The sequence below is a fragment of the Pseudanabaena sp. UWO311 genome (assembly GCF_006937785.1).
In the GTDB taxonomy this organism is placed as follows: domain Bacteria; phylum Cyanobacteriota; class Cyanobacteriia; order Pseudanabaenales; family Pseudanabaenaceae; genus Pseudanabaena.
Genome location: NZ_SJEE01000003.1, coordinates 172,585 through 192,086 on the forward strand (window position 1 = coordinate 172,585; position 19,502 = coordinate 192,086).

Here is a 19,502-nt window from a genome sequence, read left to right on the forward strand (position 1 = left end):
CCAAGCAGATTTTTCGACCATCATAGGAAAAGGATAACCATGCGAAATGTTACTCTCCATGCCTTTAATTGGCGATACACAGATATTATTGACAATTTGGATTCTATTCGAGAAGCGGGATATGGAGCGGTGCTAATCCCACCTCCACTTTACTCAGACCCTAATGGCGATCAGTGGTGGCAGAGATATCAGCCTAAAGATTATCGAGTATTGCTATCACATTTGGGAGGCAAAAAGGATCTGGAGAAGTTGATTAAGGCTTGCCATGAAGGCACTCCCAAATTACAGGTGTATGCGGATCTTGTGGTTAACCACATGGCAAACGAAGCTCGTAAAGATCATTTCGATTTTCCAGGTGCAGCCGAGCTTGAGCGTTACCAAAAACAGCCTGCCTTGTTTGAGGAGAACCGATTATATGGTGACCTCAGTAAAGGATTATTTTCTGTTTTCGACTTTAACAATGCTGGTGAGATTGATAGCGATGAGTGGTCAAATCGGGATGCCGTGATCTATCAGAATTTATCAGGGCTACCTGATCTCAAAAATTCTGACTGGGTGTTGCAGCAGCAGACCGCTATGGTAGAGGCAATGATAGAGATGGGCTTCGATGGTTTTCGGATAGATGCCATTAAACATATCACCGAGCGAATGATTGATAACTTTGCTGATAATCCTAAGTTTCGGGATCGGTTTTGGTTCGGTGAAGTCTTAACAGGTAGCGATCGCGATGAGCGGATATTCCTTGATCCATTTTTAAGAGAAACTTGGATTTCAGGCTATGATTTTCCTCTATTCCAAACTATGCGCGAAGCATTCGGCATGGGTGGTTCTTTGCGAGCTTTAGCTCGTCCTGAAAGCCAAAATAATGCTTTGCCTTGGAATCGATCAGTAACCTTTGTAATCAACCACGATATTCCTCACAATGATGGGTTCCGCTTTTGGTTATTTGATCCACAAGATGAACATTTGGCTCATGCTTACATCTTGGGACGCGATGGAGGAGTTCCTCTCATTTATTCTGACCATAATGAATCACGCCATTCGCAAGACCGCGATCGCTGGTTAGATGTATACAAGCGCCCCGATATGGTGGCGATGATCCATTTTCATAATGCTGTTCATGGTCAGCCGATGGTTATCCTTTATGAAAGTGACTTATTGCTAGTATTCCGCCGAGGCGCAAATGGAATTGTAGCTATAAACAAAAGTGGCTCAAACCAATGGGCAAGTTTCAGCACTTGGGGACTGAAAAACCCTGCTAAATATCGAGATCTTATCCATCACTATGAGATGAACCTTTCTGGAAATACGCTGTCCCTATTTGTCCCACCCAGAACAGCCCAAATGTGGTTAGCAGAATAGCTGTCAACAACCACAGCAGAACATAGAACATTTCTCGCTCAAGCCCAAAGCAATAAATATTTTAAAAGTGCTGCTTCGCAGCACTTTTAAAATATTTATTGCTATAAAGAGTGGCGGCGCTTTGCGTCGCCACTCTCATTCTTAGCGAAAACCTTTTCCCTGTGAAGATTCACTCCATAACATTAGTTCTCCGTCGGCATTTGCAGCCGCTAATTTTTTGCCCAGCGGTTGCCATTGCATTGCTGTAATCTCGCCCATTGGAGTTTCTAATGCTTGTACCCAATCCTTGGCATCTTTCCAAATTGCAATCCTGCCATTTTCATCAGCAGAGGCAAGTACTTCAGATTTAGGTTTGAAGGCAACAAAGCCGACGATACTGTTATGACCTTTAATCACTTCACCTTCCCAACCGACATTCAGATCAGCATGTTTTTCCCACACAACCACATCGGAACCACTAGAGGAAGCCAATAGCGGCGAAGTTTTGCTAGCTGACCAATCAAAAGAACGAATTTTCCCAGGGAAACCTTGCATCCGCCAAGGTGAGGCATCAAAGTCTGTGCCAAGCCATTGCATCACCACAACTAGATTATCGAGGGTACTTGCTACTAAATATTCACCCACCCGATCCCAAACCAGTTTGGAAGTAGCAGTTGGCATTTCAAACCGAATCGGATCTTCGTACCAATCCTTAGCTGTCCATGCCTTAATACCGCCATCACCTCCCATCGTGAGTAATTCGCCGCTTGGATGCCATGCGATCGCTAGTACTGTTGATTGCTCAAAATGTAGGGTCGTCACAATATCAAGAGTCTCTGCGCTCCAGATTTGGACATACTTACCGAAACTAAATGCAAATTCGGGACGAGTGGGATGCCAAATCAGATGCTCAATCCATTTTGTACCAAGATCGAGGGTTGCCGCGATCGCAGGTTGATCGCCATCTAATTTCCACACTCGTACTTTACCATCTTGCCCCCCAGCCGCCAGCCATCGCCCATCTGCCGAAAATCCCAGACAATCCACTGAAATTTCTGTTGGTGCTTGTAATTCAATCAACTTTTGAGTCAGATCGTTACCAGCCTTTGCATCATCAAACATTACTGTCTCACCCGATGCAGTGGCAACAGCGAGATATTTGCTATTGGGTGACCATGCGATCGCGGTGACATATTCACTGAGTGTAATTTGTGATTGAGGTTTGGGATTTAGAATAAGTGTGGTCTTAGGCTTGGGCATAGTAATTATTTGGCTGTCTCCATTTGTTAGCTCCCATGGATTTTAACTTAGCGCAAAGCGCCGTAAAACCAAAAAGAGAGTGGCAGCACTTCGCGCCGCCACTCTTTTTTTAGTCTATAGCTATAATCACTGCGTGTTAGCATATTTTTATAGGTATTTTCGTTTAGGCTAATCCAGCCTCGTTTTCGACCCATAGGACTTATGTAAATCAACCAAGAACTCAAGTTCTTGGCTAAAAGCTCAAGTCCACTAAAGTGGACTACAGAATACTGTTAATTAACTCGTTTCAACGGGTTTGAGCTTTTAGCACGCACTTGAGTGCAGGGATACTGCGTAAGTCCTATCCAACTTAATTTCAGACAATCAAGCACAGAAGCTTAGCAAAATGACAAACTTGTTTCCCATCCTCGCCGCATCCGATCCTCTTGTCGCAGGCTTTATCGGTAAAGAAATCGAGAGACAGCGCAATAATATCGAACTGATAGCCAGTGAAAATTTTACGTCCCTCGCAGTTATGGCGGCGCAGGGATCAGTATTGACCAACAAATATGCCGAAGGGCTGCCATCCAAACGCTATTACGGTGGTTGTGAGTTTGTAGACGAGATCGAGTCGATCGCTATCGATCGCATCAAAGAATTATTTGGCGCAGCCCATGCAAATGTCCAGCCTCACTCTGGCGCACAGGCAAACTTTGCCGTATTCCTGACCCTGCTCAAACCAGGTGACACTTTCATGGGGATGGACTTGTCCCATGGTGGACATTTGACTCATGGTTCACCTGTAAATGTTTCGGGAATGTGGTTTAACAAAGTCCATTACGGTTTAAATCAAGAAACCGAACAGCTAGATTTTGATTTGATTCGCGATTTGGCTTTGCAACATAAGCCCAAATTAATCATTTGCGGCTATTCGGCATATCCCAGAATTATCGATTTTGTCAAATTCCGTGCGATCGCAGATGAAGTTGGCGCGTATCTAATGGCAGACATCGCCCATATCGCAGGTTTAGTCGCGTCAGGACATCACCCCAATCCAATTCCCTATTGTGATGTCGTTACTACAACCACTCACAAAACTCTACGTGGGCCTCGTGGCGGTCTGATCATGACTCGCGATGCTGCACTTGGTAAGAAATTCGATAAATCAGTCTTCCCTGGTTCACAGGGTGGCCCCCTTGAGCATGTAATTGCAGCTAAGGCTGTTGCCTTCGGTGAAGCATTATGTCCTGAGTTCAAAACTTACTGTGGACAGGTGATTGCGAACGCTCAAGCTCTTGCAGCTCAATTGCAAGAACGTGGATTCAAACTGGTTTCTAATGGAACTGATAACCACTTGTTGTTGGTCGATCTGCGTTGTATTAGTATGACTGGTAAGGTCGCAGACTTGTTAGTAAGCGGCATCAATATCACTGCTAACAAAAACACCGTTCCATTCGATCCTGAATCACCTTTTGTAACCAGTGGTTTACGCCTTGGTTCTCCTGCGATGACTTCTCGTGGCTTAAAAGAATCTGACTTCCGCGAAATCGGCAATATTATCGCCGATCGCCTTTTAAGTCCTGAGAGTGATGCTGTCCAATCTGATTGTCTCGCAAGAGTTCAAGCTCTATGCGATCGTTTCCCTCTCTATCCTGAACTTGAGTATCCAGAGATCAGCATCAAGGAACCTGCTCTAGCCGTCTAAATAAAATCCATCACAAAAAAAGGAAGGTACATGACATGTACCTTCCTTTTTTTATGATGGCGATCGCGAATGAGTCTGCGAGCGATCACAACCAAAGAGTGATACGATATTTTTATGAATTGTACTATAGGATCAACCAAAATCAATATGAAACCATCTTTGCACTTTAGTATTGCCTCAGCCGCTATAGTAATTCTATCGCTTCAAGTTGCACAGGTTAACGCTGCTCCAACCCACCATCAAAGTTTTGAGCAATGGTGTTTGCAAAAGGATTCTCTTCCAGTCGAGACTAAAAAAACAATTGAGGCGTTGCTCAATAAAGCTGGCTCACAAGACTGCAAATTAGCTGATATGAAACTCAATAGTTTGTCTAAACTTTATCTGAGCGGATATAACATCACTGATATCAAGCCACTTGCGAGCTTGACTAAGTTAACAGAACTCAAGCTTGACGGGAATCAAATCAGTGACATTAAGCCACTTGCGAGCTTGACTAAGTTAATAGAACTCAAGCTTGACGGGAATCAAATCAGTGACATTAAGCCACTTGCGAGCTTGACTAAGTTGACAGAACTCAAGCTTGACTGGAATCAAATCAGTGACATTAAGCCACTTGCGAGCTTGACTAAGTTGACAAAACTCACTCTTTACTTCAATCAAATCGCTGACATTAAGCCACTTGCGAGTTTGACCAATTTGACAGAACTCAGTCTCTTCAACAATCAAATCAGTGATATTAAACCACTTGCGAGTTTGACTAAGTTGACTGTTCTCGTCCTCAACAACAATAAAATCAGTGATGTTAAACCCCTTGCGAGTTTGACTAAGTTGACTGGTCTCTGGCTCAGCGACAATAAAATCAGTGATGTTAAACCCCTTGCGAGTTTGACTAATATGACTATACTCATTCTCAGCAACAATCAAATCAGCGGGGTTAAACCACTTGCGAGTTTGACTAATATGACTAGACTCATTCTCAGCGACAATCAAATCGGTGATGTTACGACTCTTGCGGGCTTAACTAATCTGACTGGTCTATTTCTAAATGGGAATCAAATCAGTGATGTTGAACCACTTGCGGGTTTGACTAATTTGTCGAGTCTCTCTCTCTACAAAAATCAAATCAGTGATATTAAGCCTCTATCAAGCTTAAACAATTTGATTTTACTCATGCTTGACGACAATAAAATTATTAATGTCAAGCCGCTTACAAATTTGACTAATTTGACTTACCTCCATCTAGGCGGAAATCAAATCAATGATCTTAAGCCACTTGCGGGTTTGACTAAGTTGACTGAACTCCATCTAGGCGGAAATCAACTTAGTGACAAATCTTGTCCAGTCAAACCAGAATCTGTTTGTAAGTACTAAATATTCCGTAGAGCGATCGCATCTGATTCTCAATCACTTCATAGCGCGATCGCAGTTTGTTGATGATCTATTTGCGATCGCAATCACATGACGATCTATTTGCGATCGCAGACGTACTTCTAAGAAAGCAGTAAAATCCTAAAAAACAGGAACCGATATGAAAAGCTCTTTAACCGTCAGTGTTCTCTCCATCGCCACACTTCTCCTATCATTTCCTGTTTTACAAGCAGTTGCCCTTCCCACTCAAAATCAAAGCTTTGAACAATGGTGTTTGCAGAAAGATTCTCTTCCAGTTGAGACTAAAAAAACGGTTGAGGTGTTGCTAAAAGAATCTGGCATACAAGACTGTAAGTTAGCTGATGGGAAACTCAATAGTCTATCTACCCTTAATCTCAATGGGAATCAAATCAGTGATGTGAAGCCTCTTGTAGGTTTGACTAAGTTGACGAAACTCACTCTCGACGTGAATCAAATCATTGATATTAAACCACTTGCAGGTTTGACTAAGTTGACTTGGCTCTCTCTAGACGACAATAAGATTATTGATATTAAACCACTTGCTGGCTTGACTAAGTTGACTGACCTCACTCTTGACGAAAATCAAATCAGAGATATTAAGCCACTTGCGGGTTTGACTAAGTTGACTTGGCTATCTCTCAACAGCAATAAAATCAGTGATATTAAACCACTTACAAGCTTGACTAAGTTGAATTGGCTCACTCTCGACAAGAATCAAATCAGCGATATTAAGCCACTTGCGGGTTTGACTAAGTTGCCTATCCTCACTCTCAGCAGCAATCAAATCATTGATATCAAGCCACTTACAGGCTTGACTAAGTTGTCTGGCATCGATCTCAGCGAGAATCAAATCATTGACGTTAAGCCACTTGCGAGTTTGACTAAGTTGCATTGGCTCTATCTCACCAACAATAAAATCAGTGATGTTAAGCCACTTGTGGGCTTAACTAAGTTGACTGAACTTCATCTAGGTGGAAATCAACTTAGTGACAAATCTTGCCCAATTAAACCAGAATCTATTTGTCAGTACTAAACATTCTGCCTATTTATTGGTGATGATGATCACGAATGAATCTGCGATCGCGCACAATGAAAATTTCATAGGAGTGATATGGTATTTTTGTGATTTATGCTATAAAGCGACCAAAACCAATATGAAACCATCTTTGCGCTTTAGTATTGTCGCAGCCACAATAGTAATTCTATCGTTTCAAGTTGCACGAGTTGATGCTACTCCAACCGACAATCAAAGCTTTGAGCAATGGTGTTTGCAGAAGGATTCTCTTCCAGTCGAGACTAAAAGAACAGTTGAGGTGATGTTAAAAAAATCTGGTACACAAGACTGTAAGTTAGCTGATATGAAGTTTAACAGTCTACACAGTCTACCAATACTTAATCTCGATAGCAGTCAAATCAGTGATGTTAAGCCTCTTGCGAGTTTGACTAAGTTAGATTGGCTCAGTCTTAAAGACAATCAAATCAGTGATATCAAACCCCTTGCTGGCTTGACTAATTTGGAGAAACTCTTTCTCGACAATAATCAAATCAGTGATATTCACCCCCTTGCTGGCTTGACTAATTTGAAGATGCTCTGGCTCAACAGCAATCAAATCAGTGATGTCAAGCCTGTTGCGGGATTGTCTAATTTGCATGGGCTTCTTCTTTTCAACAATAAAATCAGTGATGTTAAGCCACTTGCGAGTTTGACTAATTTGGATTCGCTCTATCTAGGCAGGAATCAAATCAGTGATATTAAGCCGCTTGCGAGTTTGACTAATTTGTCTAGCCTCAGTCTCGTCAACAATCAAATTAGTAATGTTAAGCCTCTGATGGGTTTGACTAAGCTGGCTGGACTCTTTCTCGAAGAGAATCAAATCAGTGATGTTAAGCCTCTGATGGGTTTGACTAACTTAATTGACTTGTATCTCAACAGGAATCAAATCAGTGATGTTAAGCCTCTGATGGGTTTGACTAAGCTGGCTGGACTCGAACTCAACGGGAATCAAATCAGTGATGTTAAGCCTCTTTCGGGTTTGACTAATTTGACTAGACTCGAACTCAACGGGAATCAAATCGGTGATATTAAGCCTCTTTCGGGTTTGACTAATTTGACTAGCCTCTGGCTCGGCGGGAATCAAGTCAGCGATATTAAGCCTCTTGCGGGTTTAACTAGGTTGATTGAGCTCTATCTTGGCGGGAATCAAGTCAGCGATATTAAGCCTCTTGCGGGTTTAACTAGGTTGATTGAGCTCTATCTCAACAGCAATCAAATCATCGATATTAAGCCACTTGTGGGTTTAACTAAGTTGACTTCTCTTGACATCTACGGGAATAAAATCAGCGATATTAAGCCACTTGTGGGTTTAACTAAGTTGACTTCTCTTGGTCTCAGCGGGAATCAAATCAGTGATATTAAGATTCTCGTGGGTTTAACTAAGTTGACTTCTCTTGGTCTCGGCGGAAACCAAATCAGTGATATTAAGCCACTGGCAGGCTTGACAAATCTTACTGACCTCACTCTTGACAAGAATCAAATCAGTGATATTAGGTCTCTTGCGAGTTTAACTAAGTTGACTTCTCTTGGTCTCAGCGGGAATCAAATCAGTGATATTAAGCCTCTTGAGGGTTTGACTAAGTTGATTGAAATCTATCTCGGTGAGAATCAAATTAGTGATAAATCTTGTCCAATTAAACCAGAATCAGTCTGCAAGTAATATTAGAAATCCTTGGAAATAGCTTTACTAAGTATGAGTTTTAAGGATGGAAGCGATCGCATCTAATTCTCAATCACTTCATAGCGCGATCGCAGATTTATTGGTGATGGTGATCACGAATGAATCTGCGATCGCGCACAACCAAAATTTCACAATAGTGACACGATATTTTTGTGAATCACACTATAGAATCAACCAAAACTAATATGAAACCATCTTTGCGCTTTAGTATTGCCTCAGCCGCTATAGGAATTCTATCGTTCCAAGTTACACAGGTTGACGCTGCTCCAACAGACAATCAAAGCTTTGAACAATGGTGTTTGCAGAAAGATTCTCTTCCAGTAGAGACGAAAAGAACAGTTGAGGTGTTGCTAAAGAAATCTGGTACACAAAACTGTAAGTTAGCTGATGTGAGGCTCAATAGTCTATCTAATCTATCCCTTGGCTTGGAGCAAATTAGTGATGTTAAACCTCTTGCGAGTTTGACTAATTTGACTTCTCTTGGGCTCTACAGGAATAAAATCATTCATGTAGAGCCACTGGCCAGTTTAACTAATTTGACAGAAATCGACCTTACTTGGAATCAAATCAGTGATGTTAAGTCACTTGCGGGCTTGAACAATTTGACTTCTCTTGGACTCTACAGCAATAAAATCATTTATGTAGAGCCACTGGCCAGTTTAACTAATTTGACTAGGCTCTCTCTCGGAGAGAATCAAATTATTGACATTAAGCCACTTGCGGGATTGACTAGGTTGTCTAGTCTACGTATTGGGGGGAATCAAATCAGAGATATTAAGCCTCTTGCTCGTTTGACTAAGTTATCTGATCTCAGTGTTGAAAACAATCAAATCAGAGATATTAAGCCACTTGCGGGTTTGACTCAGTTGTCTAGTCTTCGGCTTGGCGAGAATCAAATCAGAGATATTAAGCCTCTTGCGCATTTGACCAAGTTGAGTGTTCTCTGTCTCGACAGGAATCAAATCAGTGATATTAAGCCTCTTGCACATTTGACTAGATTGAGTATTCTCTGTCTCGACGATAATCAAATCAGTGATTTTAAGACACTTGCGGGGTTGACTAATTTGACTGACCTTTATTTTACGGGCAATCAAGTCAGCGAAAAGGCTTGCCCAGTCAAACCAGAATCTATTTGTAAGTACTAACCATTCCGCCTATTTATTAGTGCTGATAATCGCAAATAAACATGCGATCGCATACAACCAAAGTTTTATAAGAGTGATACGATATTTTTATGATTTATGCTATAAAGCAACCAAAATCAATATGAAATCATCTTTGCACGTTGATATTGTCTCAGCCACAATACTAATTCTATCGTTCCAAGTTGCACAGGTTGATGCGGCTCCAACCAATAATCAAAGCTTTGAAAAATGGTGTTTGCAGAAGGATTCTCTTCTAGTAGAACCTAAAAAAACGGTTGATGTAATGCTCAAGAAATCTGGCACGCAAGACTGTAAGCTAGCTGATATGAAGCTCAATAGCCTATCTACACTTTCGCTCAACGGGACTCAAATCAGTGATATTAAGCCACTTGCAGGTTTGACTGAGTTAACAGAACTCTATCTCGGTGACAATAAGATCAGTGATATTAAGCCACTTGCGGGTTTGACTAAATTGACTTATCTCTATCTAGGCAACAATCAAATTAGCGACATTAAGCCACTTGTAGGTTTGACTAACCTAACAGAACTCTATCTCTTAAGCAATAAAATCGCTGACATTAAGCCACTTGCGAATTTGACTAAGTTGACTTGGCTCTCGCTCAACAGCAATAAAATCATTGATATCAAGCCTTTTGTGGGCTTGACTAATTTTACTCACCTCAATCTTAGTAGCAATCAAATTAGCGACATTAAGCCCCTTGAGAGATTGACTAATCTAACTGCACTCTTTCTTGGCGAGAATAAGATCGGTGATATTAAGCCGCTTGAAGGTTTGGCGAACTTAACTTTTCTCTCACTCAGCAGGAATCAAATCACTGATATTAAGCCACTTGCTGGTTTAACTAATTTAATGATCCTTTATCTCGGTAAGAATCAAGTTAGTAATGTTAAGCCAATTGGAGAGATGACTAAGTTGGCTAACCTTTATCTCGACGGTAATCAAATTAGCGATATTAAGCCACTTACAGGTTTGACGAATCTAACGGAACTCTCACTCGGCGGTAATCAAATCATTGATGTTAAGCCACTTGCGGGTCTGACTATGTTGGAGCGACTCTCACTCGGCGGTAATCAAATCATTGATGTTAAGCCACTTGCGGATTTGACTCATCTAAAGGTACTCTCACTTGACGGTAATCAAATCATTGATGTTAAGCCACTTGCGGGGTTGACTAAGTTGACGTACCTCGGTCTCAGTAACAACAAAATTAATGACAACTCCTGCCCAGTCAAACCTGAATCTGTTTGCACATACTGGTAGTCCTAAAAGTTATATGGTAAAGATGGGCGGCGCTTAACGCCGCCCATCTTTACCTGTTTAGCACTACCCACATACTCAACATTCTGTAGCGCGATCAAAAATTTATTGGTGATGATGAGTACGTTTAAAATACGCGATCGCGCATATCTAAAGTTTTAAAGCAACAAAATTATTACGGCGAGCTTGGTCTGCCGAAATAATTTTGTTGCTTTAGTTTTAGAATTAGAATAGAAACTTATCTGTGCTTTTCAGCCGTGACAACTCCAAAAATGCCATTGGATTCCATTTGTACCTGAAAGTTCTCAAATCCAGCAGCATCTGCCCATTGGCGAATTAGCTCCCAAGAGCGCACTCGCATTACCCAAGGAAGCCCCGTATGCGCTGGCAAAGTGCGAGCAATCATTTCTAGCTGAGGATGCTGTGGCTGAATCGTGAAGATCAGCGTCCCTGTTGTATCGAGAATTCGATAGAGTTGCTGAAAGTGATTTTTAATCAGCGCATCATTGGGCAAAATCTCATGTAGTCCTGAAACAATAACCAAGTTTGGTCTTGGCATTACCCGATCTAGATCTTCGTCATTGAACGCATCAGCCTGTTCGATCTGGGCAGTAACTCCGAATTGAGTCGCTAACTGGCGAGCCTTAGTAACATTCTCTAATTTGTAATCACGCAGGGTTGCCGCGATCGCATTATTTCCCAATTCTTGTTCAAATTCTTGCAACACCTCTAGATCGTAGCGACCGCCACCGCAAGCAACATCCAACAAATGACAGGGAATATTCTGCTGTTGATAGGACTGTAATACTTTGCGGAGTGTGGTTTTCATCAACTGCGATCGCGATCTAATGCCGCGCCATCCCTGAGAATTGAGATAAAACCAGTCAATGAGAGTTCCTAGAGGTGTAGTACCACTGGGCTGATTTTTATAAACATACTCCAGCATCACACCTGAATCAAAACCATACTGAAATCCGATCTGAATGCCTTGTGATAGTTTGCCAATGGTTTTGAGAGAGAGATTCATCAATCCGTAGTACCAAGCCTTAGGATTCCAGATTGGTAGAGGAAGCAAAAGTTGTTCGTAGGTAGGGAATGATTTTTGTAGCATGACGACCTCTGTGGGTAAGGAAAAAGGAAAAAGGAAAAAGTAGATAGAATCTGGATTCTGTAGGGGCTGTGCCCCCGTGCCAGCCCATGACTTAGGCTGTCTCAGAAATTTGCTTTCTACGTAAGTTCTTTAGTCCACTTCAGTGGACTTGAGCTTTTAGCCAAGAACTTGAGTTCTTGGCTCATTTTTCTACAGACAGCGCCTGTACGCGCTCTGTTAGTTGCTGGAGAAAGATTTGTTTTTGTCCATTCCAGTACATGGCTTCACCAATGAAGATTGAGCATACCAATGGGACGATGAGGAAGTCGCCTTTGGGGAGCGCTTTGCCTAGACCATGCAGGAAAATGGGAACGATTGGTACATGAGGATGTTGCTTGGCTAGATGGGCGATGCCACTTCTAAACTCACCGATGCTTTCAGGAGTGCCTCTAGTGCCTTCAGGATAGAGAATAAGAATCTGATTTTCGGCGATCGCATCGGCACAGTTTTTAAAGAAATTGCGATGGTTGTTGCAATTATCTCGACAGTTACCCGATTCAGTTGAAACGGGAATAATATGTAGAATGTGACGTGCAAACCATGCTAAGCAAGGATTTTGTTGGAGAAAATACTCCTCATTGGCGACGGGGCGAAGATGCTGCACCTTTGACAAGGGGAAAAGTGACAAGAGAACAAGGGTGTCCAGATGGCTATTGTGATTAGCAACTAGAATGGCGGGGCCAGTTGTGGGCAATCTCTCGCGATGTTGGATGCGCAATCCTAGCAGGACTAAGACGATGATTTTTGTGGTTAGAAAGAAGATAACGCTAATAATTTGTTTCATAGCAATTGTCCTTGGAAGTAGAAATAAACTGTGAAGTGGAAAAATAGAGGAGCGGTATAAGTGAGGCTATCAATGCGATCCAAAATACCGCCATGTCCAGGCAGCAGATTGCCGCTATCTTTAATGCCCAAATCTCGTTTCAGAGCAGAGATATTCACATCTCCGATAAATCCTGTCAGGCTGAGCAATAGCCCTAGAAAACCAGCATGGAGTATATCAAAGGGAGTCAACCAAGGCGCTAAGGCGATCGCTAACCCAGTAGTTGTCAAAATCCCTCCTAGCAATCCTTCTACAGTTTTATTGGGGCTGACTTTGGGAATGATTTTATGGCGACCAAATAGCTTGCCAAAGATATATTGAGAAATATCGTTGATTTCCGTCAGCAGCAATAGATAAACTAATAAGCCTGTACCACCTGCGATCGGATTGCCGCTTAGGGGCAGCATGATTAAATATGAGAGATGGCTAATCGTATATACATTCAACATCAGCCCCCAATGGATTGTCCCGATCGCATTTAAAAAACCTTCAGTTTCGCCGTTGAGCAACATGCGCATTGGAAGGAGCAAGAACATATAGATGGGAATGAAGATTAAAAACATTCCGTACCAACCAATGTAAATCCAGAAGTATTGGAGAAATATGGCAAGGTATGCCCAGAGTAAAACGCGGCGATCGCTAAAGCGAGTGGGAATTACAGAGAGATATTCTCGCAGAGCGATAAAACTGAGAAACATAAAGAAGATGATAGATGCGGGATGTTTCAGCAATATGGCGAGACTGAAAATAGTCACCATCACCCACCAAGATTTGATACGGGCATTTAGTTCGCTATAGTCTGTTTCCCAATGGCTTAAGGCTAAACCGAGGACGATAAGGGTGGCGATCGCAAGTAGTCCAAAAATTCCCGCGAGGGTATATAGCACTGGTGCAGCTAAATTTATTTCCATGATTCAACCTCCTGTAACATCCCTTGAATGCGATTAATAATTGTCCAAATTTGTAGAAAAATCACTCCAATTAAAAGGATGGTGAGCCATTGAGAAGGAGCAACTCCTAAGCCGAGGAGCAAACCAATTAAGCCAAATACAAAGGCGCGATCGCTTTTGCCCATTGGACCTTCGTAATGTCGTATATGGTCAATCTCATAGCCTAAGACCCCGACCATTTCCGAAGTGATCGCCAATATTACAATTCCAACAATCAAGGGAGCGGAAATACCAGCTATTAGCGCAAATGGTAGATAGAGAAAAACATCAGATATGACATCTCCCATCTCATTGAGAATGCAGCCCAAGGCTGATTTCTGATCATGTTCGCGAGCTAGCATTCCATCGATCGCATTTAGTCCCATGCGTACCAATAAAGTGATCGGTAGAGAGCATAGAACCTGTTGTGTTGTAGGCAAAAATGAATATGCAAATTGTGTACTTTGCACAAGTGCTAGTCCAGTTAATCCAGACAACAAAATCGCCGCTCCCGTAACTTGGTTAGGAGAAATTTGCCATGCTGCCAATTGGGCTACGAATGGGCGGAGCAGATTTTGAAAGGCTGATTTGCATTGGTAGATTGAAATCATTAGCTTCTCCGAAAACTCATGAGCTAATCATGCAACCTTTACCACTGTAATGAGAATGACTTGATCGAGCAGACTGCGATCTCCTCGAAGTTTATAGAAGTAGATCGAAGTAGGGCGAAGTTTTTTGAAAAAGCTTGTTATATTAGATTAATAAATTCCAATAGTTTTTTTGCCTTCGGCAAAAAAACTTGGATCTCCAGCTAATTGGTAACTTATGTTAGGTTCGCCAGCAATTCGTCCTGAAGCCCTTGAGCAATGGCTTTCAGAAACAATCCAACAACATTATGTAGTGCTGCTACTTAAAAGAATCGGGATGACTCGGCGCAGAGCCGATTGTTTTGTACGACTAGCGCTCTACTTATTTTTAAAAGATTGCCAAGCGCGAAAAGTTCTCCCGAAACCACCACTGGCTGAGTTATCTTTTCCACAAGGATGGGTTGAATGTAGTTGCCTTGAAGCATCAGAAGTATTTTATAGCGACAAAGATCGTGGAGGCGATCGCTCAGCGGGGATGATGCTCAATAAGCTGGTTGATCTGGGGCTAATTCAAAAGCAGTTTGATGGCAACTGCACCCAAATCAAAATTCAACCACTGCCAGATCTGCTGAAAAGTGATACTCAAGACTCCAATATAAGCTTTGCGATCGATGCTTTTGACCCGCGCAGTGATGCGATTCCGATCGCAAATTTGTTAGCTAGCAACTACAACTGGCTCAATCGCAATAACGATGCAGTCACCTATCGCATTGCCAATATCCTCCGCGATTGGGCTAGTCAATATGCGGCAGGCTTACGGGTATTACGTCGTAGTGACAATCAAAACCCTGTCGGGTTTTATGCTTTCTATCCGACTAAACGGGAATCAGAAATAAAGTTTTTTGAACCTCCTAGTCGCGGACTGCATTTGAGTCAAGTTTCTGATATTGATCCTTTTCAGATGGCTTTGGCAGGAGATGAAACTTGTCAGTCTATTTTTGTGAGGAGTTGGGTGATTGATAGTGAATATCGACAGGCATCCCAGCCTAGCCTTTTACTGGATTCTCAACAAACTCTCCAGAGAATGCAACAAGATTTCCCAAATCTCTGGGATATGTATACTTTAATCATTCATCCCAATTACGCAGCGTTAGCAGGAGCCTTAGGATTTCAGAAAACTAGTTCTGATCCGAAGATGCCTCTCTATTGGATGTATCAAGCGGTGGATCGCTTTCTCAAACTTGATATGCAAAAGTTATAAAAGATAATTGCGGCGCGAAGCGCAACAATTATCTTTTGGGCTTTACCGCTGAAATTGCGATAAAAACTCTAACATCAACTCCTCTTCCGTTATTTGCTGCTGCATCAAATCTGTAGGTCCCCTCAAAAACTCTTGAATCGTGATGCGGCGATCGCGAAAATCAAGCACAAATTTATGAAGTTGTTCAACGACTTCGACATGAGCCTCAACCTCAAATAGAGCTTCACCAATAGGATCGCCGCCATATTTAGTGATCTTTTTAAAAACAGCAGTCATTTCACCCTGTTGAGTTTTCTTTGTGAGTTTAAGTTGCTGCTTGAGCGTAGCAAGCTGTTCTTTGAGAAAAGAATTTTCTGACTCCACCTTCGCGCAATGTCGGGTCAGATCATCGGAACTATCGCGATCAATAAATGCTTCTAGTTCTTGCTGCTTCTCGATTTCCAACAGCCTTGCCAAATCACCATTTTGATATGCTAGATTGATTTCCTTCATCACCTCAGTCCGAAAAGCTTTTTCCACTTCATCGGTAACTTTGTCAGGGTGAAAGCGATCGGCTAGGCGCAAAAAAAGCTGGCGAATCTTTTTTAGATCATCTCGATCGGGTCTTGCAATATCTTCCATAACTTCTTGATGCGATCGCCTCTCATAGCCTCTCCATTCCGACCCTTCATCAGAATCATCATCTTCTACTTCAGCGCTAGAGGGTAACTTTTGCGGACTGATCAGCCCATCTGCTTGGAGATGATAGTAAACTGACTCAATATCTTTTCGAGATTTCTTCCCCAACTTTCGACCAGCGAAGATTTCCTTAAATACTTCATGGATTTGGCGATCGAGTTCCAATATTTTTTGACGAAAAGGAGCGACGCGCTGAGCGATCTGAATCCCCACGTCTTTAATGCTATCGTTAAGCTTATTTAATTTAGAACGGTTTGACTCAATTTGCTTGAGTAATTTCTCATTTTCTTGCTCCAAAAAATTAAGCCGATTCCGCAAGTCAGATAGCCCAAGAGTCCCTTGGGAAGATGCAGCAGGACGAGTAGATTTAGATTGTCGCGCCATAGAGGTTATAAGGAGGAGGAGCTAAGTGTCAAAACTACCATTCAGTAAAATCCTACCATCAGTTATAAGTACCTCAGCATAATTACAGCGCAAAGTTATTTCCCACCTAAAATTACTTCATCCAATTTGCTAACTCATTCGTATATCAAATAAGTAAACCTCGAAAGGATTACTAAACATCAATTTTTTGGAAAGAGAGCTTACAACGATGAACTACAGATTTCTTGGACTTATTGCTGGTTTGGCTTTGACTGCTGGAATTGTTTCGTGTTCTGCTACCCCCACTCCTCAAGCAACTCCCGCGACTCAATCCACTCCAGCCGCCAAGCCAGTTGATGCCATGAAAGGCGATGCTATGAAAGATAAAACTGGTGACGCGATGAAGAATGAAGCAAAGCCAGCTGATGCGATGAAAAATGACGCTATGAAGGGCGATGCCATGAAAGATGGTAAGCCGGCTGATGCGATGAAGAATGATGCCATGAAAGATAAAACTGGCGACGCGATGAAGAATGAGGCAAAGCCAGCTGATGCCATGAAAGATAAAACTGGCGACGCGATGAAGAATGAGGCAAAGCCAGCTGATGCGATGAAAAATGACGCAATGAAAGGCGATGCCATGAAAGATGGTAAGCCGCCAGCTGATGCGCCAAAACAATAGGCTCTCGTATTTTGCAAATGAGTGTGTACTCATTTGCAAAATAGATGCAAAACAAAAAACAATCAGAGTAAGGTTCTAGAACCTTGGTTTTGCCATAGGCAAAATCAAAACTGCTCATTTAATCGTCTTTAGGATAAATTACCAGCACACCTAAAATTTATGATTGCAAAAAATTTAAGTTTGGCTACTGCGGCAGTAATTTTAATATTGGGATGTGCCTCTGTTCCAACAAACAGCCAAAAAACCTCTCAAGCAGAAGCGGTTTCTTCAACACCCGCCGTTTCAACCCCAGCAACTTCTACAGCGATTTCTTCTACTCCAGTAGAAACAAATACTAAAGCCAGCACTAAATCGCGCTCGGGAAGTTTTATCAGTGCAGAACATGCTACTAACGGTAAAGCTAGCATTGTACAAGAAAATGGAACTTATTTTATTGAACTTGATGAAGGTTTTAAGACTTCTGAAAATGGGCCAGATCTATTTGTGATTTTGCATCGATCGCCTAATATTCTGAATATATCCAAACCACCAGACTATGCGATCGCAGAGAATGATTATGCATTAATTGCTCCGCTCAAAAGCTTCAATGGTAAGCAGCGCTACGAGATTCCCAACAATGTCCAACCAGATAGCTTCAAGTCTATAGCCATTTGGTGTCGTAAGTTTAACGCTACTTTTGGTTTTGCTCCCCTGTCTTGAGTCTAACAACATTCAAGAACTAATCTTATTCTTAAGGGAAATCTAAGCGATTCCTCAATCAATTTTAATGTTGGCAATGTATATAAAGTTTAGCAATCATCAATAGTTTGATTTGGAGACCATATTGTGAATGTAAGATTGCTGCGTCGTCGTCGTTTTTTAACTTACTTGAGCTTAGGCGCTTTAGGCATAGGGAGTGCTGCATGTGCTGCTCAAACTCCGATCGCTTCTAAAACATCAGTGAGTTCAACTCCGACAGCTGATACTACTAAACCAAATAGTTCTGAAGTTAATGCAGTGGATGAAAAATCTAAAGCTAGTAGTCAAAAATTACCAGAGTTCCAAGGCATTTCTCAATGGTTAAATTCTAATCCATTGACTATTCAGGAACTAAAGGGAAATGTCGTCTTGATTCAGTTCTGGACTTTTAGCTGCATCAATTGTCAGCGCACATTACCCTATGTCACCAAATGGCACGATCGCTATGCTTCCAAAGGATTAAAAATTATTGGCGTGCATACCCCAGAGTTTGCCTTTGAACGCGATGCAAACAATATCAAAGATGCTATGCAAAAACACGGTATTCTTTATCCAGTTCCGATTGACAACGAGTTTAAAACTTGGAAAGCCTATGGGAATGAATATTGGCCGCATCTTTATTTAGCCGATCGCCAAGGCAATCTCGTCTATGACCACATTGGCGAAGGAGCTTACGATCGCACCGAGCAAACCATCAAGCAATTACTAGGCTAGGACTTAAGCGCATGTCGCTCTCACTTTCGCCACTATCAATTGGTTTAGCAATATTAGGTGGTTTGTTAACTGCTTTTTCACCATGCATTTTGCCAATTTTGCCGATTGTTGTTGGGAGGTCGTTGCAAACTCATCGATTTGGTCCGTTGGCTTTAGTAGCTGGATTAATTAGCGGATTTGCGATCGCAGGTAGTTTGTTAGGAATTGCGAGTAACTGGCTCACAGATTTAAGCAATATTATTCGGAACTTCGCGATTTTCTTTTTGCTAGCGTTAGGATTACTATCGATTTTCCCGAAATGGAGTTATCTCTTAATCAGCAAAATATCCAGTAAATTCCCTGCGTTTAAGGTCAAAGAGCCGAACAAGGCTAACTTATCAGGAGAATTTTGGTTGGGCGCACAATTAGGCTTGTTATGGACACCTTGTGCTGGGCCAGTACTCGGCAGCATTTTAATTCTTGCTGCCGCCGACAATGAGATCTTCACTGCTTTTATTTTGCTAGTTGTCTATGGATTTGGGACTGGATTGCCGATATTGTTACTTGCCTATGCGAGTCGTTACTTCAGTAAATCATTCTTGAAATTGCGATCGCGAAGCCAACTTTTGCAGAGAATTGGCGGCGCAATGATCTCTCTAACCGCGATCGCGATTCTATTGGGTTGGGATGTCAAGATCCAGCTTTGGTTAGCGCCATATTTCCCGACGTTACCTTTATAAAACTTTAAAATAAACTGTTTGTGGC

At 42.0% G+C, this 19,502-nt stretch carries 18 protein-coding genes; 12 read left to right on the forward strand and 6 right to left on the reverse strand.

What is annotated here, in order from left to right; translation table 11 throughout:
- Window positions 1–39: 39 nt before the first annotated feature.
- Window positions 40–1,362, forward strand: a complete 1,323-nt coding sequence (locus tag PseudUWO311_RS04185; protein WP_142653843.1) for an alpha-amylase family protein — start codon at window positions 40–42, stop codon at window positions 1,360–1,362.
- A gap of 141 nt (window positions 1,363–1,503) precedes the next feature.
- Here the strand turns inward: PseudUWO311_RS04185 and PseudUWO311_RS04190 are convergent, their stop codons facing one another.
- Window positions 1,504–2,601 carry a WD40 repeat domain-containing protein gene (locus tag PseudUWO311_RS04190; RefSeq protein WP_142653845.1) on the reverse strand — a complete coding sequence of 366 codons (1,098 nt, stop codon included), beginning with the start codon at window positions 2,599–2,601 and terminating at the stop codon, window positions 1,504–1,506.
- Window positions 2,602–2,986: 385 nt separating this feature from the next.
- Between PseudUWO311_RS04190 and glyA the strand changes: the two genes are divergently transcribed.
- The 6 genes from glyA to PseudUWO311_RS04220 all read left to right on the forward strand — a co-directional run bounded on the left by glyA (window position 2,987) and on the right by PseudUWO311_RS04220 (window position 10,836).
- Window positions 2,987–4,285 (forward strand): serine hydroxymethyltransferase, encoded by a 1,299-nt coding sequence (gene glyA / locus PseudUWO311_RS04195; protein WP_223807438.1) that lies wholly within the window; start codon window positions 2,987–2,989, stop codon window positions 4,283–4,285.
- A 147-nt stretch (window positions 4,286–4,432) separates the two neighbouring features.
- A complete protein-coding gene (locus tag PseudUWO311_RS04200; protein WP_142653847.1) occupies window positions 4,433–5,656 on the forward strand; it encodes a leucine-rich repeat domain-containing protein in 1,224 nt (407 codons plus the stop codon).
- A gap of 157 nt (window positions 5,657–5,813) precedes the next feature.
- Window positions 5,814–6,707: a leucine-rich repeat domain-containing protein gene (locus PseudUWO311_RS04205; RefSeq protein WP_142653849.1), complete on the forward strand. Its 894-nt coding sequence runs from the start codon at window positions 5,814–5,816 to the stop codon at window positions 6,705–6,707.
- The gene (locus PseudUWO311_RS04210; RefSeq protein WP_223807439.1) at window positions 6,661–8,388 is read left to right on the forward strand and encodes a leucine-rich repeat domain-containing protein; all 1,728 of its coding nucleotides are present in this window, start codon (window positions 6,661–6,663) and stop codon (window positions 8,386–8,388) included. Before PseudUWO311_RS04205 ends, PseudUWO311_RS04210 begins: the two co-directional genes overlap by 47 nt.
- Window positions 8,389–8,594: 206 nt before the next feature.
- Window positions 8,595–9,554 carry a leucine-rich repeat domain-containing protein gene (locus tag PseudUWO311_RS04215; RefSeq protein ID WP_142653851.1) on the forward strand — a complete coding sequence of 320 codons (960 nt, stop codon included), beginning with the start codon at window positions 8,595–8,597 and terminating at the stop codon, window positions 9,552–9,554.
- Window positions 9,555–9,675: 121 nt separating this feature from the next.
- Window positions 9,676–10,836, forward strand: a complete 1,161-nt coding sequence (locus PseudUWO311_RS04220) for a leucine-rich repeat domain-containing protein (RefSeq protein WP_142653853.1) — start codon at window positions 9,676–9,678, stop codon at window positions 10,834–10,836.
- Between the two features lie 235 nt (window positions 10,837–11,071).
- Here the strand turns inward: PseudUWO311_RS04220 and PseudUWO311_RS04225 are convergent, their stop codons facing one another.
- The 4 genes from PseudUWO311_RS04225 to PseudUWO311_RS04240 form a co-directional block, all read right to left on the reverse strand.
- Entirely contained in the window at window positions 11,072–11,944 is an 873-nt protein-coding gene (locus PseudUWO311_RS04225) for a class I SAM-dependent methyltransferase family protein (RefSeq protein WP_142653855.1), read from the reverse strand.
- A gap of 181 nt (window positions 11,945–12,125) precedes the next feature.
- On the reverse strand, window positions 12,126–12,767 hold the full coding sequence (locus PseudUWO311_RS04230) for a lysophospholipid acyltransferase family protein (protein ID WP_142653857.1): 642 nt from the start codon (window positions 12,765–12,767) through the stop codon (window positions 12,126–12,128).
- Window positions 12,764–13,717, reverse strand: coding sequence for a phosphatidate cytidylyltransferase (locus PseudUWO311_RS04235; RefSeq protein ID WP_142653859.1), 954 nt, complete (start codon window positions 13,715–13,717; stop codon window positions 12,764–12,766). The genes PseudUWO311_RS04230 and PseudUWO311_RS04235 overlap by 4 nt, the downstream gene beginning before the upstream one ends.
- Window positions 13,708–14,346, reverse strand: coding sequence for a CDP-alcohol phosphatidyltransferase family protein (locus PseudUWO311_RS04240; RefSeq protein WP_142653861.1), 639 nt, complete (start codon window positions 14,344–14,346; stop codon window positions 13,708–13,710). Before PseudUWO311_RS04240 ends, PseudUWO311_RS04235 begins: the two co-directional genes overlap by 10 nt.
- A gap of 214 nt (window positions 14,347–14,560) precedes the next feature.
- Between PseudUWO311_RS04240 and PseudUWO311_RS04245 the strand changes: the two genes are divergently transcribed.
- The gene (locus tag PseudUWO311_RS04245) at window positions 14,561–15,583 is read left to right on the forward strand and encodes a hypothetical protein (protein ID WP_190303391.1); all 1,023 of its coding nucleotides are present in this window, start codon (window positions 14,561–14,563) and stop codon (window positions 15,581–15,583) included.
- Window positions 15,584–15,625: 42 nt separating this feature from the next.
- On the opposite strand, the gene PseudUWO311_RS04250 is transcribed toward PseudUWO311_RS04245, so the two are convergent.
- Window positions 15,626–16,645, reverse strand: coding sequence for a J domain-containing protein (locus tag PseudUWO311_RS04250; RefSeq protein WP_142653864.1), 1,020 nt, complete (start codon window positions 16,643–16,645; stop codon window positions 15,626–15,628).
- A gap of 208 nt (window positions 16,646–16,853) precedes the next feature.
- On the opposite strand from PseudUWO311_RS04250, the gene PseudUWO311_RS04255 reads away from it, so the two are divergent.
- The 4 genes from PseudUWO311_RS04255 (at window position 16,854) to PseudUWO311_RS04270 (ending at window position 19,477) form a co-directional block, all read left to right on the forward strand.
- Window positions 16,854–17,306: a pentapeptide MXKDX repeat protein gene (locus PseudUWO311_RS04255; protein ID WP_142653866.1), complete on the forward strand. Its 453-nt coding sequence runs from the start codon at window positions 16,854–16,856 to the stop codon at window positions 17,304–17,306.
- Window positions 17,307–17,465: 159 nt separating this feature from the next.
- Entirely contained in the window at window positions 17,466–18,005 is a 540-nt protein-coding gene (locus PseudUWO311_RS04260; protein WP_142653869.1) for a DM13 domain-containing protein, read from the forward strand.
- A 126-nt stretch (window positions 18,006–18,131) separates the two neighbouring features.
- Window positions 18,132–18,758, forward strand: coding sequence for a thioredoxin family protein (locus tag PseudUWO311_RS04265; protein ID WP_142653871.1), 627 nt, complete (start codon window positions 18,132–18,134; stop codon window positions 18,756–18,758).
- 11 nt (window positions 18,759–18,769) lie between these two features.
- Window positions 18,770–19,477, forward strand: a complete 708-nt coding sequence (locus tag PseudUWO311_RS04270; protein WP_142653873.1) for a cytochrome c biogenesis CcdA family protein — start codon at window positions 18,770–18,772, stop codon at window positions 19,475–19,477.
- Window positions 19,478–19,502: the final 25 nt, after the last annotated feature.